This is a genomic window from Halalkalibacter sp. HAAS-P013 (genome assembly GCF_056619925.1).
Genome location: NZ_JBWQTU010000001.1, coordinates 34,469 through 55,124, shown reverse-complemented (window position 1 = coordinate 55,124; position 20,656 = coordinate 34,469). Strand labels below are relative to the sequence as shown.

General features: G+C 36.9%; 19 protein-coding genes, 3 pseudogenes and 1 riboswitch. Of the genes and pseudogenes, 8 read left to right on the top strand and 14 right to left on the bottom strand.

All coding sequences use genetic code 11. The annotated features are described in order from the left end of the window. Positions 1 to 101 precede the first annotated feature (101 nt). Genes proC through AC1FXP_RS00295 form a run of 3 tightly spaced genes read left to right on the top strand, consistent with a single transcriptional unit; the run spans position 102 to position 3,409 of the window. Positions 102 to 950: a pyrroline-5-carboxylate reductase gene (gene proC, locus AC1FXP_RS00305; protein ID WP_480057952.1), complete on the top strand. Its 849-nt coding sequence runs from the start codon at positions 102 to 104 to the stop codon at positions 948 to 950. Positions 951 to 982: 32 nt separating this feature from the next. After that, entirely contained in the window at positions 983 to 2,122 is a 1,140-nt protein-coding gene (gene proB, locus AC1FXP_RS00300) for a glutamate 5-kinase (protein WP_480057951.1), read from the top strand. A 21-nt stretch (positions 2,123 to 2,143) separates the two neighbouring features. Beyond that, entirely contained in the window at positions 2,144 to 3,409 is a 1,266-nt protein-coding gene (locus AC1FXP_RS00295; protein WP_480057950.1) for a glutamate-5-semialdehyde dehydrogenase, read from the top strand. A 100-nt stretch (positions 3,410 to 3,509) separates the two neighbouring features. On the opposite strand, the gene AC1FXP_RS00290 is transcribed toward AC1FXP_RS00295, so the two are convergent. From AC1FXP_RS00290 to AC1FXP_RS00265, 6 genes and pseudogenes are all read right to left on the bottom strand, one after another. Next, positions 3,510 to 3,737 (bottom strand): alpha/beta hydrolase, encoded by a 228-nt coding sequence (locus tag AC1FXP_RS00290; RefSeq protein WP_480057949.1) that lies wholly within the window; start codon positions 3,735 to 3,737, stop codon positions 3,510 to 3,512. After that, the gene (locus tag AC1FXP_RS00285) at positions 3,722 to 3,889 is read right to left on the bottom strand and encodes a hypothetical protein (protein ID WP_480057948.1); all 168 of its coding nucleotides are present in this window, start codon (positions 3,887 to 3,889) and stop codon (positions 3,722 to 3,724) included. The genes AC1FXP_RS00290 and AC1FXP_RS00285 overlap by 16 nt, the downstream gene beginning before the upstream one ends. Before the next feature lie 113 nt (positions 3,890 to 4,002). Continuing rightward, a pseudogene (locus AC1FXP_RS00280) lies at positions 4,003 to 4,152 on the bottom strand (IS110 family RNA-guided transposase); the annotation flags it as partial. 212 nt (positions 4,153 to 4,364) lie between these two features. Further along, positions 4,365 to 7,172, bottom strand: a complete 2,808-nt coding sequence (locus AC1FXP_RS00275) for a PAS domain S-box protein (protein WP_480057947.1) — start codon at positions 7,170 to 7,172, stop codon at positions 4,365 to 4,367. A 123-nt stretch (positions 7,173 to 7,295) separates the two neighbouring features. Further along, a riboswitch (cyclic di-GMP riboswitch) is annotated at positions 7,296 to 7,382 on the bottom strand. Between the two features lie 303 nt (positions 7,383 to 7,685). Next, the gene (locus AC1FXP_RS00270; RefSeq protein WP_480057946.1) at positions 7,686 to 8,072 is read right to left on the bottom strand and encodes a restriction endonuclease; all 387 of its coding nucleotides are present in this window, start codon (positions 8,070 to 8,072) and stop codon (positions 7,686 to 7,688) included. Positions 8,073 to 8,291: 219 nt separating this feature from the next. Beyond that, entirely contained in the window at positions 8,292 to 9,347 is a 1,056-nt protein-coding gene (locus AC1FXP_RS00265; protein ID WP_480057945.1) for a DUF3900 domain-containing protein, read from the bottom strand. 175 nt (positions 9,348 to 9,522) lie between these two features. Here AC1FXP_RS00265 and AC1FXP_RS00260 point away from each other — a divergent pair, with 175 nt between their 5' ends. Then, positions 9,523 to 10,950 carry a hypothetical protein gene (locus tag AC1FXP_RS00260; RefSeq protein WP_480057944.1) on the top strand — a complete coding sequence of 476 codons (1,428 nt, stop codon included), beginning with the start codon at positions 9,523 to 9,525 and terminating at the stop codon, positions 10,948 to 10,950. A gap of 97 nt (positions 10,951 to 11,047) precedes the next feature. Here AC1FXP_RS00260 and AC1FXP_RS00255 read toward each other — a convergent pair whose 3' ends face one another. The 3 genes from AC1FXP_RS00255 to AC1FXP_RS00245 form a co-directional block, all read right to left on the bottom strand. Further along, positions 11,048 to 12,103, bottom strand: coding sequence for an ion channel (locus AC1FXP_RS00255; RefSeq protein ID WP_480057943.1), 1,056 nt, complete (start codon positions 12,101 to 12,103; stop codon positions 11,048 to 11,050). Positions 12,104 to 12,175: 72 nt separating this feature from the next. Then, complete coding sequence (locus tag AC1FXP_RS00250; RefSeq protein WP_480057942.1) at positions 12,176 to 12,838, bottom strand: potassium channel family protein; 663 nt, start codon at positions 12,836 to 12,838, stop codon at positions 12,176 to 12,178. A 65-nt stretch (positions 12,839 to 12,903) separates the two neighbouring features. Next, on the bottom strand, positions 12,904 to 13,554 hold the full coding sequence (locus AC1FXP_RS00245; protein ID WP_480057941.1) for a hypothetical protein: 651 nt from the start codon (positions 13,552 to 13,554) through the stop codon (positions 12,904 to 12,906). An 83-nt stretch (positions 13,555 to 13,637) separates the two neighbouring features. Between AC1FXP_RS00245 and AC1FXP_RS00240 the strand changes: the two genes are divergently transcribed. After that, complete coding sequence (locus tag AC1FXP_RS00240) at positions 13,638 to 14,069, top strand: CBS domain-containing protein (protein WP_480057940.1); 432 nt, start codon at positions 13,638 to 13,640, stop codon at positions 14,067 to 14,069. Between the two features lie 111 nt (positions 14,070 to 14,180). Here AC1FXP_RS00240 and AC1FXP_RS00235 read toward each other — a convergent pair whose 3' ends face one another. Together AC1FXP_RS00235 and AC1FXP_RS00230 are read right to left on the bottom strand one after the other, a co-directional pair. Continuing rightward, the gene (locus AC1FXP_RS00235; RefSeq protein ID WP_480057939.1) at positions 14,181 to 14,381 is read right to left on the bottom strand and encodes an alpha/beta-type small acid-soluble spore protein; all 201 of its coding nucleotides are present in this window, start codon (positions 14,379 to 14,381) and stop codon (positions 14,181 to 14,183) included. Positions 14,382 to 14,542: 161 nt separating this feature from the next. Further along, a complete protein-coding gene (locus AC1FXP_RS00230; protein ID WP_480057938.1) occupies positions 14,543 to 14,680 on the bottom strand; it encodes a hypothetical protein in 138 nt (45 codons plus the stop codon). A 155-nt stretch (positions 14,681 to 14,835) separates the two neighbouring features. On the opposite strand from AC1FXP_RS00230, the gene AC1FXP_RS00225 reads away from it, so the two are divergent. Continuing rightward, positions 14,836 to 15,240 (top strand): DUF4395 domain-containing protein, encoded by a 405-nt coding sequence (locus AC1FXP_RS00225; RefSeq protein ID WP_480057937.1) that lies wholly within the window; start codon positions 14,836 to 14,838, stop codon positions 15,238 to 15,240. Between the two features lie 453 nt (positions 15,241 to 15,693). Here AC1FXP_RS00225 and AC1FXP_RS00220 read toward each other — a convergent pair whose 3' ends face one another. Continuing rightward, positions 15,694 to 16,617, bottom strand: a complete 924-nt coding sequence (locus AC1FXP_RS00220) for an acyl-ACP desaturase (RefSeq protein WP_480057936.1) — start codon at positions 16,615 to 16,617, stop codon at positions 15,694 to 15,696. A 236-nt stretch (positions 16,618 to 16,853) separates the two neighbouring features. On the opposite strand from AC1FXP_RS00220, the pseudogene AC1FXP_RS00215 reads away from it, so the two are divergent. Further along, positions 16,854 to 17,891 (top strand): annotated as a pseudogene (locus tag AC1FXP_RS00215) (IS1380 family transposase); the annotation flags it as partial. A 33-nt stretch (positions 17,892 to 17,924) separates the two neighbouring features. On the opposite strand, the pseudogene AC1FXP_RS00210 reads toward AC1FXP_RS00215, so the two are convergent. Next, a pseudogene (locus tag AC1FXP_RS00210) lies at positions 17,925 to 18,074 on the bottom strand (IS5/IS1182 family transposase); the annotation flags it as partial. Positions 18,075 to 18,410: 336 nt separating this feature from the next. Here AC1FXP_RS00210 and AC1FXP_RS00205 point away from each other — a divergent pair. Next, positions 18,411 to 19,646, top strand: a complete 1,236-nt coding sequence (locus tag AC1FXP_RS00205) for an MFS transporter (RefSeq protein ID WP_480057935.1) — start codon at positions 18,411 to 18,413, stop codon at positions 19,644 to 19,646. Positions 19,647 to 19,703: 57 nt separating this feature from the next. Here the strand turns inward: AC1FXP_RS00205 and AC1FXP_RS00200 are convergent, their stop codons facing one another. Continuing rightward, entirely contained in the window at positions 19,704 to 20,570 is an 867-nt protein-coding gene (locus AC1FXP_RS00200; RefSeq protein WP_480057934.1) for a 5'-3' exonuclease, read from the bottom strand. Positions 20,571 to 20,656 lie beyond the last annotated feature (86 nt).

Below are 20,656 nucleotides of genomic sequence, written 5' to 3'. Positions count from 1 at the left end.
TCGACTTAGACTCTTATCCAATTCCTATTGACCGGGCAGAATAATTTATGACGACTTAACAAAAGATGTTAAAAACAATTACCAATTGGAGATGATATTTAGTGACACAACACCACAAGTTAGCTTTTATTGGCGCAGGATCTATGGCTGAAGCAATTATTTCAGGTTTAATTCAGCAAAAGAAAATGCCCCCCAAAAATATATATGTTACAAACCGTCAAAACGAAGCACGACTTCTTGAATTGAAAGGAAAATATGGTGTACAAGTAAGCTCAAGCAATGAACAGGTCTTAGCAGAAGCTGATGTTGTCATACTCGCAATGAAACCAGCTGGAGTTCAAGAAGCTATTAAAACTATTCGATCGTACACATCAGAAAAACAACTAATCCTTTCAGTGCTCGCCGGAATCACAACTGATTATATTTCATATTTACTAGGTCATAAAGCCCCAGTTATTCGCGTGATGCCTAATACATCAGCAGCGGTCGGCTCTTCAGCAACTGTTATCTCTCCAGGTATATACGTCAGCGATGAACACCTAGCAATCACAGAATCGTTGTTTAAAGCAGTTGGCATCGTAAAACAAGTACTAGAAAAAGATGTGGACAGTGTCACTGCTATAGCTGGAAGCGGTCCTGCCTACATGTATTATTTAGTTGAAGGCATGTTTCATTCGTTAGAAGAACTTCATTTAGAGCAAGAGTTGGGGAAAGAATTAATTTTGCAAATGATACAGGGAGCTATCGACTTGTTAAAATCCTCAAACCAAACACCAAAAGAGTTATATCTCAATGTGAAAAGTCCAGGAGGTACCACAGAAGCTGGATTAAATGTATTAGAAAATAACCAATTTCAGGAAATTATAATTGAATGCATTAAACAAGCAGCTGAACGTTCAAAAGAAATTTCTAAAGAGATTTCTACGATACCCGAAAACACACTAAGATGATATTTTTTAAAAATAAATAGAGGTGAATACAATTGGGAGAAGGTCAACAAAAGAAACGGATTGTTGTCAAAATTGGCAGTAGTTCATTAACGAGTCGAAACGGTGAAATTAGTATAAGGAAATTAGTCCGCTTAGTGGATGAAATTGCGCTTATTTTAGATGATGGTCATGAACTTGTATTGGTCTCTTCAGGGGCTGTTGCGGCAGGATATCGAAAACTTGGTTTTGTAGAACGCCCTCATAACTTGGCTGAAAAACAAGCTGCAGCTTCCATCGGACAATGCCTTTTGATGGAAGCATATTCTGAAAGATTTGGATCTCATGGATATGTAGCTTCACAAATACTAATTACTCGAAGTGATTTTTTGGATCAAAAACGCTATATGAATGCCCGAAACACGATACAAGTCCTCCTAGAACGAGGAGCTGTGCCAATTGTTAACGAAAACGACACCATTACCATTAAGCAATTGAAATTTGGCGATAATGATACATTATCAGCTAAAGTGGCAGGGTTGGTTGAAGCAGACCAATTGATTATTTTATCTGATATAGATGGGCTTTACGATGACAACCCTCACACAAATCCAGATGCTAAGCTCTTAGAAGTTGTGAATGAGATTACACCGGAGATTGAAGCAGCTGCTGGTGACTCAAGTAGTGATGTGGGAACAGGTGGGATGAGCTCTAAAATTGAGGCCGTCAAAATATCATTAGCTGCAGGAATCGAAACATTTATAGGTGATGCTACAAAGCCTAATATTCTCTTTGACGCTGTGAACCATAAAGCAAAAGGAACCTACTTTAAACCGAACGCGGAGCAAGATGATCTAGATGTAAGACAGCACTGGATCGCGTTTAATTCTGGTACCAAAGGTGAAGTCATCATTGATGAAGGAGCCCGAATCGCTATTACAGAAGAGCAAAGCCATTTACTTCCACAAGGCGTTCGGGAAGTGAAAGGAACGTTTGATTGTGGCGATGTTGTTGTTATACGTCATATGAATGGAGACGAAGTCGGACGTGGTGTCATTAATTACTCTGCTGAGCAGCTAAGGGAAATCAGAAGACTCAAACTAAAGGAAATTCCAGACCATATAAAAGTGACAAAAAATGAAGCCATTAGTCAAAGTGACTTCGTTTGCTATACAAATATAACTACACCAAACTAACAATTAAAGGAGAGAATCTGCTTGAGTACAAAAGTTAGTAGTGAAATAAATGTGAAAGAGCAAGCAAAGAAGGCCCAAATAGCAGGCAAAGCATTAAGTATTTTGTCTACAAATGATAAAAACGAAGCTTTACTTATCATTGCAGATGAATTAGAAAAGAATTACTCATTCTTATTAAGTGAGAATCAAAAGGATCTGGATAAAGGAAAAGAAAAAAACTTCGATCGTGCCTTTATGGACCGCCTCCTCCTAACGAAAGAACGTGTATATGACTTTGCCAATGGTCTAAGAGAGGTTGTTAAATTGAACGACCCTACAGGTGAAATTGTATCTGAATGGACATTAGAAAATGGACTGATAGTAAAAAATATGCGCGTTCCTCTCGGAGTAATAGGTATGATTTATGAAGCTAGACCGAATGTAACGGTCGATGCAACAGGACTTGCATTAAAATCAGGAAACGCCATCATCTTAAAAGGCGGTTCCTCTGCTCTATCTTCAAACAAAGCAATCATCTCTATCATTCATGAAGCACTCAATAAAACGAAAATACCAGTAGACGCAGTTCAATTTATCGCTAGTACAGACAGAAAAGCGACTGAACAACTGTTTACCTTAAAACAATATATCGATGTCCTCATCCCAAGAGGTGGTGGTTCATTAATTGAGACCGTCGTAACAAAAGCAACCATTCCTGTTCTTGAGACAGGAGTTGGTAACGTCCATATCTATGTAGACAAAGAAGCTGATGTAGAAAAAGCGTTAAATATCATTATTAATGCGAAGACAGATCGACCTGCTGTTTGTAATGCCTTAGAAACAGTACTTATTCAAAAAGATTGGTTTATGAATCATAAGGATGTGCTGATTTCTAAGCTTAACGAATATAACATTATTGTTCATGGTGATAAGGAAGCTGTAAAGATGATCCCTGGTTCTGTTGATGCTGAGGAAAAAGATTGGGCAGAAGAATATTTAAGTTTAGATCTAGCTGTTAAAATTGTGAATGATGTTCACGAAGCCATTGGTCATATCGAACAATACGGAACAAAGCACTCTGAGGCAATCATTACAGAAAATCAAAACATTGCAGATCAATTTTTACAGGAAGTTGATGCTGCTGCCGTTTATCATAATGCCTCAACACGCTTTACGGATGGGAGCGCTTTAGGTTACGGAGCAGAAATTGGAATTTCGACACAAAAACTACATGCTCGTGGGCCAATGGGCTTGCCAGCTTTAACAACAACAAAATTACAAATTTCAGGAAATGGACAAATTAGGTAGTTGTCAGAAAAATTCTTAAAGCCAAAATGTTATCCAATGGATGAAGAAACCTTCATCCATTTCTTATTTAGGCAATATCTTTACCTACCTTCCCACCCATTTAAATATTCTTCAATCGGCTTCGGCTATCAGTTACTGCAAGATGACCACCTGCTAAAAATCCAAGAATCGCTAGTTTGTCGGGGTTAATTCTGTAATTTTTTGCTTGGTAGCGAATCATCCGAATGGCTCGCTGCACATCAATCAGGGCGCATGGATATTGATATGGAGCGACACGATAACGGAGACAAAAAGCAGATATACCGATCGAATTTAGGCCATTTTGCAATCGGCTCCTTCATGATTTGCTCTTTTTCCATATCCTCCACCTGAACAAACAATGACAGCTGGATTGCTTTCTCCTTCTAACAAATATGGTGAAATGGCCGGTTTATCTTCATCACAGTATTCCCTTGAGCATAAGGGGCTCCTTCCTGCCATAATAATATTTCCATCGTAAATCAATCCTCTCTTTTACTTTACAATCACAAAATTTCCAAATGTGGTCAATTCGCACCTTGGCAATCAATCCATTTTCAAGAAAAAATTTTTTCAAAAGTGAGAGGATCACCGACGACAATACCACGGAAATTTACAGCTCGTGCAACATGAACATGCTGAGCTATATCCACACCAACAACAAGATGTTTATCAGAAATTCTTTCAATTAGTTGATTTTGTTTGTCTTGCATTTTAAACTTCATATAAGAGCTCCTCCTTAGATTTGAGCTTTAGAGTAGTGTCTATACTCTTATCTTACTGAGGGGCTCTATTTTTTTCAAAGTCGAAATTAACGCACTACAGGAATGCTGCGCAGCAAATTACAATATACACACCTTTTTCCCTCAAGTCACGAACTGAAGTGACCGTTCTTAATAGGACATTTAATAAGCACTTTACACTTTTTCCACTTCTTTTAATAATTGAGTTTCTTGCCATTTTGTAGATAGTGTTCCAGTTTCTCTGGGGAAACAGGAGGACTATAGTAGTAGCCCTGCATTTCTTTACAGTTATCTTTATATAGTGCCTGTAATTGCTCTTGTTTTTCAATTCCTTCTGCTATGGTATTTAACTGCAGTTGGCTAGCTAATCCAATAATGGACTTCACAATGGCATGACTGGTTTCGTTTGAATCCATATCGCTGACGAAGGAGCGATCAATTTTCAATGTATTGACCGAAAAGTTCTTTAAATGACTCATGGACGAGTATCCTGTGCCAAAATCATCAATGGATATGCTGATGCCCATCTTTTTAATTTGCTCTAAAATATCGATTAATGCTTCTTCATTTTGCATTAAGACGGTTTCTGTTATCTCTAAATCTAAATAGTGTGGATCGAGTTTCGTTTGATCAAGAATTTTTTCAATTGTATGAATAAACTTTTGACCTTGCTGTAGTTGTAAGACCGAAACATTAACCGAAACTTTAAGTGGGGAGAATCCCTTGTCATGCCAATCCTTGCACTGCTGGCAGGCTGTCCTTAAGATCCATTCTCCGAGTGGGATAATTAAACCTTTTTCTTCTGCTAGTGGAATAAATTCAGCTGGCGAAATAAGATCTAAACTACAATGATTCCATCGAACGAGTGCCTCCATGGAAACCATTTCCCCTGATGTAATATCTACAATAGGCTGATACTCTAGCACAAAGTCCTTTTTCACTAATGCTTGGCGGAAATCATTTTCTAAGATGGCTTTTCTTAACGATTGCTGATCCAACTCTTGTTTAAACACCGCATAATTATTCTTTCCCCGTTCCTTAACATGGTACATCGCGGTATCTGCTTGCTTAATGATTGTCTCAACATCGAGATCATCTTCTCCATTATAAAAGGAAAGTCCAATACTAACAGTTAAATGAAACTCAATATCTTGAAAAACAAACGGTTCTTTTAACGCATGAATGATTTTTTGGGCTACATCTGTAGCATCTTCTATTTCCTTTATCTCAGGAAGCAGTATTGTAAATTCATCCCCTCCCAGTCGAGCAACCGTATGATCACTGTCAACAAATCCATGCAGCCTAGTTGACAGTTCATTTAATAATTGATCCCCAGTTTGATGTCCCAGTGAATCATTCACCGATTTAAAGCCATCTAAATCTAAAAATAGGACAGCCATTAAATCCTTTTCTTTTTGACAGTGCTTCCATGCTTGATGGAGTCGATCACGAAATAATGTTCGATTTGGAAGTCCTGTCAGTTGATCATAGTATGCCATATATTCAATTTCTTTTTCCTGTTTCTTTTGTTCTGTAATGTCTTTTGCAATTCCAAAAATACCGACAACCTCACCATCGACATAAATAGGAACATTCGTTACATTAATATAAACTTTTTGTCGCTGCTTATTAATAATTGCACTTTCATAATTTTGCGGTGATCCCTCTTTGGTCTTTTCAAAGTACTGAAGTGTTTTTTGTAAATCCTCTACTGAAATCATGGAATGAAAAGACATGTTCTGTATTTCTTGGGTGGTATAGCCTGTTAACTTCTCACAGGATGGATTTGCCTCTATAAAATGACCTTCTAAATCCATTGAGTAAACGGTATCATAGTTATATTCATAAAGGGACTTATAACGTTGTTCACTTTCAATGAGCTGATTCTGTAATTTTTTCTGTTCCGTAATATCTTTATAAATAGCAATTGCCACAGCCTCAGGGTGCTTAACAGCCTTATAGGAAGCTAAAATATCAATGTTCTTTCCATTTTTATGAACTCGCTGAACCTCATGATCAGAAATAGATTCTCCGTCTTTGAACTTACGAAGCAGCGCCTGTTGATCTTTTTTAAAATGTTCAGGTATAATCGTATGCTCGGGAGATTGCCTGAGCTCATCTTCTGTCCAACCAAACATTTTGACAAATTGACTATTCGCTTTTATGATGCTGCCATCGTGGGCAATCATAAAGATGGCATCCGATGTATTTTGAAAGATTAACTCTAATTCATCGTGTTTTTCACGCAGTTGTTGTTCTGTCTGCTTCTGCTTGGTAATATCTTTAGCATTGCCGTAAACCCCAACAATCTGTCCATCGACATACATTGGCGAATTGGTCACATGAATGTCAAGACACTGACCTTTCTTGTTAAAGAATTGAATCTCATAGTTTTGAGTCATTCCTTGCTTTGCTTTTTCGAAATACGCGATCGTTTTTTCTAGATCTTTTGGTGCAATGAGAGAATGAAAAGAACCTTCTACCATTTCTTTTTCCGTGTAACCTGTAAGTCTTTCACCTGACGGATTCATTTCAAGGTAATTTCCTTTTAGATCCATAGAGTAAATCGCATCTTTATTATCATACAAAAGGGACTTGTAGCGTTGCTCACTATCTGATAACTTCTTTAGAAACTCTCTTTGATGGGTCATCTCCATCACTGTTCCGATAATAACTTGTTCTCCATCCAGCTCTGCTGTTGTTCCATGCATATCGACATCAACAAAACTTCCATCCTTCTTTATTCCACAAGCCTGATATCGAACGCTCTTTATTTCTTGATTGATTCTCTTAGTGAGCTGTCTTTGAATGAAAGGAATATCCTCAGAGGAAAATAAATCATATATCGTAAATTCTTTTTCCAAAATTTCTTCTTTTGAATAACCAAAAAGAGAGGAAAAGGCTTTATTTACATAAACTAATTTTCCATCTTGATAAATATAATGACCTGTATCTAAATATTCAAGAACCATATTTGAATAACTTTTTTCATCTTTCAACATTGTAGTAATATCCTCCTAAAACGAATAAAGAGTTTGAAATAATGACCATTTATAACCGTTTTACCATAAAAAAAGCTGCTATTTATTAAACAGCAACTGTCAAAAATATTAAATTCTAACATTTATGGCAGCCTGGCAATCCTAGTTATTACAAACCTTAGACTCATAGCTTTACGCCCTTACCTTTCGATAAGTTTGCCATATCAGGCATGCGGAAAAGCCTATGAAATAGCTTTTAGCTGAGACCAGAGATGGAAGTTTAGAGTCCCTAAGAAATTCATTGATAATCCGGATTGAACCTATATTCAGAACAGGTCCTAAAAAGAACAAAGTACCGGTAATCCCGGCAAATAATTTTCGCGTTCCAAAGGAACTCTAAAAAACATGTGTATATGGTTCGATTCTCCACTTTAAAGCTCATATGGGAACGATAAAAAGTACCTAGTATAAAAACTTCCCTATCCTTACAACCTCTAATTTTCAGTAATATGGTTCATGAAATTATACTTCTTATTATTCATCCTTGAAATAATCATAGTCAATAGACTTCACAACAAATGTATTACTAATATCTACCCCAACATTATGATCAATCATTAATTTTGCCAATTCTGTTCCATCTATTAATATAATTTTCTTTGCTTCTAATCGTTCAGCATATTGTCTGGAATTTTCTGTAAAGTAAGAGGTTGTAATAAACACACCCTTTCTTGCAGCATAACGTTTAGCTTGAACATAGATATTATCAAGACCTAGTTTATCTTCTTTGATAACACCATCTAGCCCTTCGTCGTTTGATCTTTGTGTAACTTTTCCATCCCCATATCCCATTTCTGTTAGCAACTCAACAACTATATCCTCAAATTTCATCCAGTGAACTTCCCTTAACTTCTTTAACAAATTATCTGCAAGTTCATTTTTTAATTCATTTAGTTTTTCTTTAACAACCGTTAAAGGATCAACAACTTTCTCTAATTCTTCAAAGCGGAGGATTTACACTCACATATTGAGTGCCTTGTAATATAGGAAACCTTTTCAATTGATTTTTTTGATCAAACAGCGGTCATAATTGGGGTCACAATTGGGCTCAAAAACCTTTATTTTAAGCGCTATTTCTCCCTACTTCCCAATCTTCCTCAACACGTCCTCCAAGCTCTCAGGCTTCAAAAACTCCACTGGCGAATGCCCCTTCTCAAAATTTAGGCTGAACCCTTCCACTAACAACACATACTTCCCATTCACCTTCGCAATGTGAATGTTTTCACCAAAGTCAGATAATAGCCCCTTCACTTGAACCTCATCTAATTTAAAGCTAAGACTAATTTCCGGGGCTTGCTCGACAAGGTGGGCAGAGGCTTCTACCACCTGCTCTGTCGTCCATTTCTCCTGTAATTCACGCTTTGGTGTGTTTGCCCATGCTTCAATGTATTCCTCTTCCTTCACCCGTTCTTCACTTTCTTCTTGATACGTTTCAGCGATGTGCTGTTGGGCGAATTGTATGACCTGTTCTCTCATAATTTCTGGCATTGATTGGTGATACTCAACGAATTTCAAGAAATCTTCGAAGTAGCGTGCATGAGAAGATTGGTGGATTTTCAGCTCCCATTCTTCAAGCATACCCTCTTCCGGCATGTAGGGGTATTGGATTGATTTCATGTTTTTTGTTGTGATCGCTCGTTCAACGTTACGAATCATCGTTTTTTCATCTGTAATGGTTGCTACTTTTTGTTCAAAATCACATTTTAAAACAAAGACAAATGGTTCATCAAAGTATTTATTAAATTTAGCTCGAAGAACAAGTAGTGCTCCTCCCCTTATCGCACTTGTATCCATATAAGCTTGAACCAACTCTTCACTGCTATTTTTAAAATCATCTATTGAAGCAGCTGAACGAATTCGATGAAACATATTATAATTAGGGTTTGTTTCTAGATCATATCCTGGTTCCACAATAAACCGACCGATTTTCGTTGGGACTGAATCTGACTTTGGGTTCCGGTCTACTTTTCTTTTCGCGACTTTCATTAATTCGCCATCAAGAAATTCTTTTAACGCACTATCTATGTACATCACTTCATCTAATGTTTGATAATGCTTAAAGCGCTTATCTGCTTGCTCTCCTTGTCCGTCGACTTGAACGACAAAGAAGGATAAATAATTAATCGTAAAATCCATAAAATCACCTAGTTCCTCAAATTAAGCACTATAAAATTAACGTACAAATTATATCATTGTTTTTCTATAATGTCTTTTATTCAAGTGTACGTATATGACCGCTTTCACATCATGTTGGGCTCCTGCATAGGATGGTATCGTTTCTTCTAAAATCCGTATAAAGGAGATTAGAACAATGGAATTAACAATTGCACACTGGTTATATTTAGCCGGAACATGCTTAATTATTTTAACAATGTTATTTAGGCAAAATGTAGTTGTTCCAGCCATATTAATGAGTTTTCTAATTGGGTGGGTGTACAACGGATCTTTTTTAAGCGGTGTTCAAGCGATCTTTAATGCAAGTTTAACTGCAGCCGGAGAGCTATTTCATATTTTTTTAATTATCGCTATAATGACCGCTTTACTACAGTCGTTAAAATCGATTGGATCTGACGAACAAATGGTCATACCTTTTCAAAAAGTCATGAAAAACGGACATCTTTCTTTTTGGATTCTTGTTTTAGTAACTTATTCAATTTCGTTATTTTTCTGGCCCGCCCCGGCCGTACCACTAATCGGAGCATTGCTAATTCCTGTTGCGATCAAAGCTGGTTTGCCGCCAGTTGGTGCAGCATTAGCTATTTCGTTAGCTGGTCACGGAATGGCTTTATCATCCGACTTTGTACTTCAAGTCGCTCCAGGATTAACTGCCTCGACTTCAGGGATTGAAGCAGCAGCAGTTGCCGACCGAGCCCTAATCTTATCCATCGTCGCAGGTACGATCGCATTAACGATTGCCTATTTTTTGATTCGAAAATCGATCGTTCCTCCTGCTAAGAAAAATCTGACCGAGTGGGAAAAAAGCGGAGATAGTGATGTTACGTTACAATCAAATGAATTGGATGTAAAAAAAGGGAAATATAGCAAACTCTTTGCCTTTCTCGTTCCTTCTACCTTTTTAGCAATTGTTGCATATGTTGTTCTAGCTACGTTTTCTGATGCTATTCCAGCCATTGCAGACGGAGCAGGTGCTTCGATAATTGGAGGTATTGCGGTCCTATTATTAATCACTATATCTCTATTCCGTGATTATCGAAGATCTTTAAAAGAAGTCAGTGACCATATCGTCAAAGGGTTCGTTTTTGCTTTTAAAGTCATGGGGTTAGTCATTCCAATAGCAGGTTTTTTCTTTATGGGAAGTGGAGAGTTTTCTTCAAGTATTTTAGGAGTAAACGATCCGGATCATGCACCTGCCTTTTTATTTGATTTAGTAGAGTCAAGTCAACACGCTATCCCAGATAATGCTTTTATTACAGGTTTTGGAATCCTTATACTTGGAATGATTTCAGGTCTAGACGGATCCGGATTCTCAGGTCTGCCGTTAATTGGTTCCCTCTCTGATGCTTTTGCCACAACTGTCGGCGTTGCCCCTGCCACTTTGGCAGCAATTGGTCAAATGGGAGCGATTTGGGTAGGCGGTGGGACATTGGTTGCATGGTCACCTATTATTGCCATTGCTGGATTTGCCAAAATATCAGTTTTAGATCTCGTTCGAAAAAGTTTCATACCCGTAATCATTGGTTTAACAGTTACAACGATTTTTGGATTGCTATTCCTATAGTTCATTACAAAAAAGGGGGTTATCCAATAGGTTATTGACCTTTTTGAACTGCCCCTTAATCTGTTCAAGGCTTTTAAAACAGTTGGTCATGGACTTCTCAAGATGTAGCCATTTTCTCATACGCTTCTTTGCTACAAATGACATACAGTTCCGCTTCATTTGGTATCGGTTCCTCTAATTTTGTTAACAAATTAAAATCATTACGGTCAGAAATAAGTGTAGCCCCAAGTTGCTTTAATTCTTCAAATGCATCATTATATGTTTCCCAAACTGGCTGCTTTTTTATTTTCCTAATATCAACTCCACTTTTTCTACTTAGTAATTTCATAATTAATTTACTTGAACCTTTATCAACGGCTGATTTGGCCATTAAATCAGAAAGTGCCTCATCTGCAATGACAAATTCATCGACATTTGCATGCTTAAAATTGGCGATATGTTTCTCCTTAAGGATTTCAACAATTGTATAGATTTCCTGTTTCATTTCAACTGCATAGCCTTCAATTGCTGATACGGTTAGTAAAGATTGGCCATCAGCTGCTGTGGGATTAAATTCATTGTCCTGTGTGAAAATCAATACAGCCCTTGCCTGTAATATATTCGCTTTTTCTAATGTTTCTTTATCAGTTGGGTCTCCTTGAATATAACTCAATTTCTCATGTTCAAAAGGAGTCTTTTCCCTTGAATCAATTACTAAAATCTTTGCATGATCATCTATTTCTAGAATTTCATTCATTGTATGTTTCGCTTTACTTGACCATCCTATGATTACATAGTGACCTTGCCCTTTGTAACTCAATCTCCCTTCCTCCTTTAGCTTTCTGTATATCCCAAATCCTTCTACGATTTTTCCAATTACAATACCAATTAATCCAATACCGACAAAATAGAGAAATAAGCCAAACAAACGACCTAATGTCGTCTCTGGCACGAAATCACCATAGCCTGTTGTTGTGACAGTTGTCATTACATACCAAAATCCAATAAAAGGGTCAGGAAACATTTCAGGCTCTAACCAATGAATGACAAAGGCACTACAGATTAGAAAAATGAGAGTTAGCAAAAGCAAAGTTAACTTTTTTATTTTAACTGTTATTCTCATAATTTCAAAAATAAACAGCATATTTCCCCCTCCTCCTTGAACTAACTTCAATTATTGTTTCCCATTTCTTACACATTATGAAAAGCTCCTCAGCACAGCACTGAGAAGCTTTTTCGATACACATTACATACCTTCGTCTTCAAAACGTTTCAAGTCATTTTTATGACCAATAACCACTAACATATCGCCTTCATGAATGATCTCACCCGGCAATGGAGAAACATTAATGCTTTCTTTTCTTTTTATTGCTAAAATTGTACAACCGTATCTTGCTCGAACATTTAGATCAACTAATGATTTATTGTGAATTTTCCTAGTCGCTAATAATTCAACAATGCTATATTCATCCGATAATTCAATATAGTCTACGATTTTCTCAGAATTCAAATGTTGAGCAATCCTAATTCCCATATCATGCTCTGGATGTATAATGCGATCTGCCCCTATTTTTTCTAGTACTTTATGGTGATAGGCATCTTGAGCTTTCACCCATACATTCTTAACATCCATTTCTTTTAATAGAAGTGTTGTCAAAATACTTGTTTGTATATCATCTCCAATTGCGACAATGACATATTCAAAGTTTCTTATACCTAAAGATTTTAAAGCTTTTTCATCAGTTGAATTGGCAATAACTGCATGAGTTGCAAACGATGCAAATTCATTTACTTTGTGGTCTCGATTATCAATAGCTAAGACTTGATGGCCCATATTGTATAGCTCTTTACAAATACTCCCACCAAAGCGACCCAAGCCAATTACAGCAAACTGCTTTTTTACTGCCATATTCCCCACTCCTTTTTTGTGCATAAAAAAAGACCACTTTTAGTTACAGCGAACTTCCTATATGGCTATGCTAAACTTACACGTTCCAGAATCTGCTCTAAAAATGCTGATGATGACATCATAGCATCTCCACCACCTTGAACAAGTGAATCATTTCCCCCACCTTTTCCGCAAATAACCGGTAATGCAGCCAATACAGGCTCCTTACAGTTTACATGCGATTCTTTTCCTTTTGCAGCCACAACTTGTAATCGATTCTCATTTTTTGAAACGAAGAACACAGCACATTTTGGGGCTTGGACTGTTATAATTTGAGCTAGCTTCTGTAATTCCTTTATCGATCTATCTTCGTATGTACGCCCAATAGTCAACTCGTCTAAACTGATTAATTCTTTCGCCTCATAAGAAAGCAATTCTCCCTTGAGCGTTTCAACTGATTTTTCCAATTCTTTTTCTTTTACAAGTCTTTGTTTTATTACGTGCACAAGATCTTGTTCTGGTGCACTCATTAAATCGGTTAATGCCAGTAAGACAGATTGCTTTTGATCAAACTGATTTAACACACGGTTTCCGCAAATGAACTGTACTCGTATGTTTTTCTTTTGCCTCTCCCAATTTAGGACTTTAATCACTTGAACTTCACCAGTTGACCTTGAATGCGTTCCGCCACAAGTGTTATAGTCAAAGTTAGGTATTATGACCTCATGTAAAATCAATTATATTAATTATCATACCATTTCATCATACATGCATAAATAACTCCTCTTAACAGATACTTCTTTTGAAAGGAGTGTTTATAATGGCACAAAACTTAAATGAAATCATGTCAACAGATGTAATCACAATCGAAGCTTCTCAGTCTATTCAAGAAGCCGCTTCAATGATGAAATCAAAGGATATCGGTTCAATCCCTGTTGTAAAAAATGGCGAACTAGTAGGGATTATTACAGACAGAGATATTACGATTCGCGCTACAGCAGATGGAGACGATACACATGCTTCTGTTGAAGAATGCATGTCAACAAATCTAACTGTAGCATCCCCAACAACTGATCCTCACGAAGCCGCAAACATGATGGCCGAGCACCAAATTCGTCGATTGCCAGTTGTAGAAAACGGAAAAATAATTGGTATGGTAGCAATTGGCGATTTAGCTACTCAAAACATTTATGAAAACGAAGCCGGAGAAGCACTTTCTGAGATCTCAGAAAAAGATCACGGTCTATCGTAAGAAGGAGAGGGCCAATGCCCTCTTTTTTTGTATCAAGCATTACTGCCTTTACATGTGAACTATTAAAAAAGCAGCTTAAACATTTTGTTTAAGCTGCATGCCATCTATTTATTATTTTTGATAACCACCAAACTGTTGTTCAGCTTGTTGGACAAGCCGCTTTGTGATCTCTCCACCAACAGACCCATTTGAACGAGATGTTGCCTCCGAGCCTAGTTGAACACCAAACTCCTGTGCGATCTCATATTTCATTTGATCTAATGCTTGTTCTACTCCTGGTACGACAAGCTTATTACTGCTGTTGTTTGCCATTTCATATCACCTCGCTTTTTTCTTTGTACTAACTATCGTGTGTAATCTTGTTTCACTTATGTATTTTCCTTACTGGTAATGTTTACATTCTAAAAAAAGACCCTAGTTATTTGACTAGGATCTTCATTCGTACTATGTGTAAAATCAAAACAGCAGCTATGTTATTTATTGTTCTTACGATTCTTACGGTTGTTGCGGTTGTTTAATTGTTGTGCATCATTTTCTTCTGCAAATTCAACATTTGCATTTTCTGCTTCAACATTGTTATTATTATTTTTGTTTTTGTTACGCTTTGCCATTGCTATCACCTCCTAGCCAAGTATATTATTGCCTTACGTTAGAAAAAGCATTCCTCCAATTATTGTCTTTTTTTGAAGATTGCATCATTCGAAGTCTAAATAAATGCACAGTTGAAATGTTTGTTATATAATATATAAGTAAGGAGGTTGTTTTAATGGGAATTCCAAAACCACTCGTGCAGACAAATCAAGCGTTTATCGTTATTACTGTCCTTTTGAGCTTGCTGCTTTCTAATTGGATATTACTTATGCCATTTATCATTGGAGTTATTACACTTGTAACGAAGCGTAATATAATTATGGTAATAGGTAGAAAATTTCTAAAGAAGCCGAAGGATAAGTACATTTTAGAAGATCCTGATCAACAAATTTTCAATCAATGGATCGCAACTATTTGTTTAGGTTTATCTTTGTTGTTTTTCAATGTTGGATTAGTAGCTCTTGGTTATGTATTTAGCATTATGGTCCTGTTAGCAGCAGGCATTGCTATACTTGGCTTTTGTATCGGTTGCACAATTCGCTACCGTTACATGATGTGGAAGCACAAACGAATCAATTAAACAAAAGAGGGTATTGAAAAAAGGAAGACCACCTTTTCATAAGTAGTTCCGTTTTCTTGGAGAAACACTGCAAATAGCATACGAATTTTCATACCTTTTAGCATGGCAATTCGCATACCTTATATTGTTGATATATCCACGTTTTATAGAAATTCAACCCTACTAACATAGAAAATAGCACCCCGAATGACATCTTGACAATGACTATTGTCTTTGTGTAAGAGAGGGTGCTATTTTCTATGTTATTTGACGTAGAGATCAAACATTTTTATGGCATGAGCGAAACGGCTATTCAAAATCAAATCTTCCTTGCGCTCATTGCTTACTGCTAAATCTCATTTAACTTATTTTTGTTTTGATATCAAAAAAAGAAATCAATTTTGTTATAAAATTGATTTCTACAACATATAGGCACCCTTTAATTTTGAACAATTACAAAGTTTTTCCTCTTTATTAATAATAATTTTTGCCCATTATTGGTTCTTCATTTTGTTTTTTATAAAAACGATCCCGGACTCGTTTTAATCGATCTCTATACTTCAAAATATCCAACCTAGCCTCTTCCGCTTCTGGAGCAATCGGTCTTAATTTCTCAAGTTCCCAATAGTCAACAATTACATCGATTACTTGATCAAAATATTCTAACGGTCCATAATTGGCTTCTTTTGCTATAATTGCCATACGGTCTTCAAAATCCGGCATAACGGTACCTGGCATTTGAAAGTTTTTAATGACATGACCTAAGTAATAGCAATAATTCGGCTCCAATTGTAAATGATATTTAATGACGTCACGATAAAAAGCGTAATGTAAAATTTCATCTTTCGCCAAACGCCTTAATAAAGTGGATAAGTCTCGATCGTATTTACCGGCTACTTTTGCCACATTGTTGTAAAAGACCATTGTTGCTAATTCTTGCAATGTCGTGTAGACCATTGTTTCGAACGGACTATGAAAGTCAGGCTCCCACCCTCCCTCTACCGTCATCTTATGCAACTGGTGAAGTCTTTTGGGTTCCACATTTCGTGTAATTAATAAATAATTTTCTAATAAATTCGAGTGCTGGTCTTCTTCTGCTGTCCAAGTGTGTACGAAATCTTTAAGAACTGTAAGAGAACCTTTAAATGTTTGTTCTAAGTGACTTGTGAACCAAGGTAAATTTACTTCTGTTAATAAAGCGGTTTCCACCGCAGTTATGATAGATAGCGGTAACGTAACCTGAGATGGATCCCAAGGAACTCGTTTAAAATCCATGGCTTTATCCCAAGGTAGGTATTCATAATAACCCCAATCTATTTTTTCAGATCTGATTTTATGCTCGTCATACATCTCAATCAATTTTGGTTCGAGTCTAAAATCCAAATGATTTGTTAACAATATCATCCCCCCTTTGGTTCTCTTTTTAGTATGTAGTTTCTGTTTCTATAAATAAGTGGTAGTTCTTAACGAATTGAACAACAACAATTTTATTTTTCATATATCGTTATTGCACCCTTTTACAACTATATTACGTTATCTCGTTTGTTTCAATAAATTTCAACTTTAGATTCTCTATTCTCACTCGCAAGATTTTCATATTATTCCTGAATTATTCATAGAAAACCTTTAATGTTCATTCGATTGAAAACTTACTTCGTCAAAAGATTTATCAAATCATTGCTGGTTATTCCGAAGATGATGCAGCCGACCAATTAACGAAAGACCCCGTATTTACTCAGATTATCGGTACGGATGCGCTAGCTTCGTAGCCTAGCCTATTCCGTTTCTTTAGACGTTTTGATAACCAATCGATTGAAGAATTAAATCAAGCTAATCAAGAACTTACCGACAAAGTGCATCAATTCAGAGATTCAAAAAGCACTCATCTTTGATTTGGATTCTACCCATTCAGATACGTATGGAAACCAAGAATCAGCGGCTTACAATGCACATTATGGGACAGTCGGCTTTCACCCATTGGTTGCCTTCGACGGAATAACAGGTGATTATCTTAAAGCACAGCTACGTCCTGGAAATGTCTATACTTCTAACGGTGTTGTGGAGTTTATACACCCCTCATTGCTCATTACAATGAAAAATTCCCAAATACACCGTTTATTCGTGGCGATAGTGGTTTTGCGGTACCTGCTTTGTATGAATTATGTGAAAAAGAATCGGTTTACTATGTGATTCGATTGAAATCGAATGCAAATCTACAACGGATTGCGGATGAGCTACTTCCATCGTCTATTTCTTCCAATGTGACGCGAGCAGAATGTTATTATGAAGAAACCATTTATCAAGCGAAGTCGTGGTCAAAGCCTAGGAAAGTCATTATAAAATCGATACGTCCTGCTGGCGAATTACTGTTTACCCATTCTTTCTTTGTGACAAGTTTAGGTGATACCTTCTCCCCTAAAGCGATTCCCCTCAGTTATCAAAAAAGAGGAACGATGGAGAACTACATCAAAGAAGCTAAGAATGGATTTGGATTTGATAAAATGAACAGTCATTCCTACCAAGTAAACGAAGTAAAGATGATGTTGAGTTTATTGCCTTATAATTTAACGAACTGGTTGCGCACGCTTTGTTTTCCAGAAGAACAAAAGGTCATGCAAATCGATACCATCCGTACACGAATCATTAAAGTTGCTAGTAAAGTAGTGAAATCATGACGATCTCTGTACTTCAAACTAGCTTCCAGTTTCGTGTAAAATCGGAAGAGCTGCTTCACGTTTGGCTTGTTCTTGAAGCCATTTCTCTTGTTCTTCTTTCGATTTGCGTCCACGTTTCTTTGGTTCTTGCTTCGGCTTTTCTTCTTTCGTTGGTGCTTGGTCTCGAGCTTCGATATGAGTGGGTAGGTTCTAAATCATATAAATCTTGCAGGTCAAATAGGCTTCTTTGTCGTATAATAGTCATAAGGGAGTCTTCCTCCAGTCGTTAGTATTGTGTGGTAACTTACTAATTCGACTTTTGGGGAGGTACTCCTTTTTTCGTGTCTTGAAAGCCTTACGAGACTAAGGGTTCAAATTATGAAATTCATTCAATTATAAACGTTTATTAAAAAATATGAGGAAAAACAACAACGTTTGCAAAAAGAGCCTTAATTTTACATGATTTAAGTTCTAACTAACATCTAACATGATATAATTTATGTAACTATTTAGTGTATAGAAAGAAGGACGAACAGAATGCAAGCTCAACAAAAACAAATCGATACTCAAGCACCTGAACAAAAAACAGCGTATCGTATTTTACTCATTATTGGTTTTGTCCACCTCTTAAACGACACGATTCAATCTCTCGTTCCTGCAATGTTTCCTATCTTACAGCAATCGATGGGATTGACTTTTACACAGCTCGGGCTTATTGCTTTTTCCTTAAACCTTACTTCATCACTTATTCAACCAGTAGTCGGGACATTTACGGATAGAAAGCCATCTCCTTACGCTTTACCTATTGGCCTTTGTTTTACTTTTATAGGTGTGCTTGGAATTGCTTTTGCTCCTTCGTTTTTATTTGTCGTCCTTTCAGTCATTTTTATTGGACTCGGTTCAGCAACCTTTCACCCTGAAGGTTCTCGAGTAGCTTATATGGCAGCTGGCAGCAGGCGCGGCCTCGCTCAATCAATTTATCAAGTTGGTGGAAATGCAGGTCAAGCACTAGCTCCTTTAATTACAGCGCTTATTCTTGTTCCTTTAGGGCAATTTGGCTCAATCTGGTTTACAATTTTAGCTGCTATAGCTATTGGTCTTCTTTTTTATATTGCAAGATGGTATTCCGTTCAAATTAACACAAACACGATATTTACTGCTCCGAAAAAAGCGAAAAACAAAGCAGAGAATACTAGCAAAAAGAAGAAGACAATTATTATAGCCATTTGTTTGCTTGTTTTCCTAGTCTTTGCCCGTTCTTGGTTTCAAGCTGGTATGACAAACTTCTATGCTTTTTATTTGATTGAACAATATAGTATGTCAATTGGGCAAGCACAAGTTTACTTATTTATCTTTTTAGCTTTTGGAGCAATCGGAACATTTGCTGGCGGACCTTTAGCAGATCGCTTTGGAAAGCGCAATATCATCATGCTGTCGATGCTCGGTTCAGCTCCGCTCACCCTGTTACTTCCACATGTTGGAACTATTTTCATCTATCCTTTGATTGCAATCATTGGTTTTATCATTTTATCAAGCTTTTCTGTATCTGTCGTCTATGCGCAAGAACTCGTCCCAGGAAGAATTGGAATGGTATCTGGACTTATTGTCGGCCTTGCATTTGGGATGGGGGCTGTAGGTTCTGTCGGCCTTGGCCTCATGGCCGATGCGATCGGGTTAACAAACACGATATTGTTTACAGTAACACTTCCACTAATTGGCATCTTAACTTTCTTTTTACCTTCTGATAAATGGATTGAGGAAAACAACTCATGAAAAAAACAGCTTGAACAAATCCTTAATGGTTTGTTCAAGCTGTTTTTGAAGAAATGCTTACTGCAAGATTTGGTCTAAGTTTTTAAGCTCTAACTCTTCGAATTTCTTTAACATTTTACCCTTATTGATGTTAAAGATGGACTCTTCAAGCGTACATTGAATATCTACCTCACAATGAATCGTTGCGAGTTTTCTACACAAATGCAGCATCTCAATTTCTTCTTCTATTTTTTTCCGCTGTGTTTTTGTAAGCAATTCAATATTTTCTAAAATGCCTTCAACAGAATCATGAGATTGCAGTAGTCGCAATGCCGTTTTTTCACCAATCCCTTTGACACCAGGATAATTATCACTACTATCACCCATTAATGCTTTTAAATCAATCATTTGTGCGGCGCGTATCCCTTTTTCGGTATGAAATCTTTCTTCATTAAACACATCGTAATTTCCGTATCCTTTTTTTAAGAGAATAACAGACACATTTTTATCTAACAATTGTAACATGTCTTGATCGCCAGTTAAGATAGCAACCTCTGAATGTTGCCCCATCTTCTTTGCCAATGTTCCAATACAGTCATCAGCTTCAAACCCTTTCAAGCCAATATTTGGAATGTCTAGCTCTCGGACAACTTCCTTCACTAAATCAAATTGAGGAATCAACTCTACTGGTGGTTCTCCTCTGTTTGCCTTATATTCTGGATATAACTCAGTTCGATATGTCTTGCTTCCCATATCCCAGCAACAAATGACATGCGTCGGCTCGTGTTCATTTACAGCTGTAAATAAATGTTTCACAAAGCCATGGATAGCATTAGTCGGAACACCTTTGCTATTGACCATAAAATACCCACTCATTGCCGTCGCATAAAAAGAACGAAACAATAATGCCATTCCATCTACGAGTAAAATCTTCTTTTTATCCATAGCTCATCTCCTTATCAAACAACATAAAAGGGGTTATGCCAAAAGGTCTGATTTTGACCTTTTGGCATAACCCTGAAGCAATGAGC

Excerpts from the sequence above, each read along its gene's own strand:
- AC1FXP_RS00265 (WP_480057945.1), bottom strand. The coding sequence starts at position 9,347 with ATGGATTTTACGATTAATTATTTATCCTTCTTTGTCGTTCAAGTCGAC.
- AC1FXP_RS00260 (WP_480057944.1), top strand. The coding sequence starts at position 9,523 with ATGGAATTAACAATTGCACACTGGTTATATTTAGCCGGAACATGCTTA.
- AC1FXP_RS00235 (WP_480057939.1), bottom strand. The coding sequence starts at position 14,381 with ATGGCAAACAACAGCAGTAATAAGCTTGTCGTACCAGGAGTAGAACAA.
- AC1FXP_RS00250 (WP_480057942.1), bottom strand. The coding sequence starts at position 12,838 with ATGGCAGTAAAAAAGCAGTTTGCTGTAATTGGCTTGGGTCGCTTTGGT.
- AC1FXP_RS00225 (WP_480057937.1), top strand. The coding sequence starts at position 14,836 with ATGGGAATTCCAAAACCACTCGTGCAGACAAATCAAGCGTTTATCGTT.
- AC1FXP_RS00205 (WP_480057935.1), top strand. The coding sequence starts at position 18,411 with ATGCAAGCTCAACAAAAACAAATCGATACTCAAGCACCTGAACAAAAA.
- AC1FXP_RS00230 (WP_480057938.1), bottom strand. The coding sequence starts at position 14,680 with ATGGCAAAGCGTAACAAAAACAAAAATAATAATAACAATGTTGAAGCA.
- AC1FXP_RS00240 (WP_480057940.1), top strand. The coding sequence starts at position 13,638 with ATGGCACAAAACTTAAATGAAATCATGTCAACAGATGTAATCACAATC.
- AC1FXP_RS00200 (WP_480057934.1), bottom strand. The coding sequence starts at position 20,570 with ATGGATAAAAAGAAGATTTTACTCGTAGATGGAATGGCATTATTGTTT.
- AC1FXP_RS00285 (WP_480057948.1), bottom strand. The coding sequence starts at position 3,889 with ATGGCAGGAAGGAGCCCCTTATGCTCAAGGGAATACTGTGATGAAGAT.
- AC1FXP_RS00275 (WP_480057947.1), bottom strand. The coding sequence starts at position 7,172 with ATGTTGAAAGATGAAAAAAGTTATTCAAATATGGTTCTTGAATATTTA.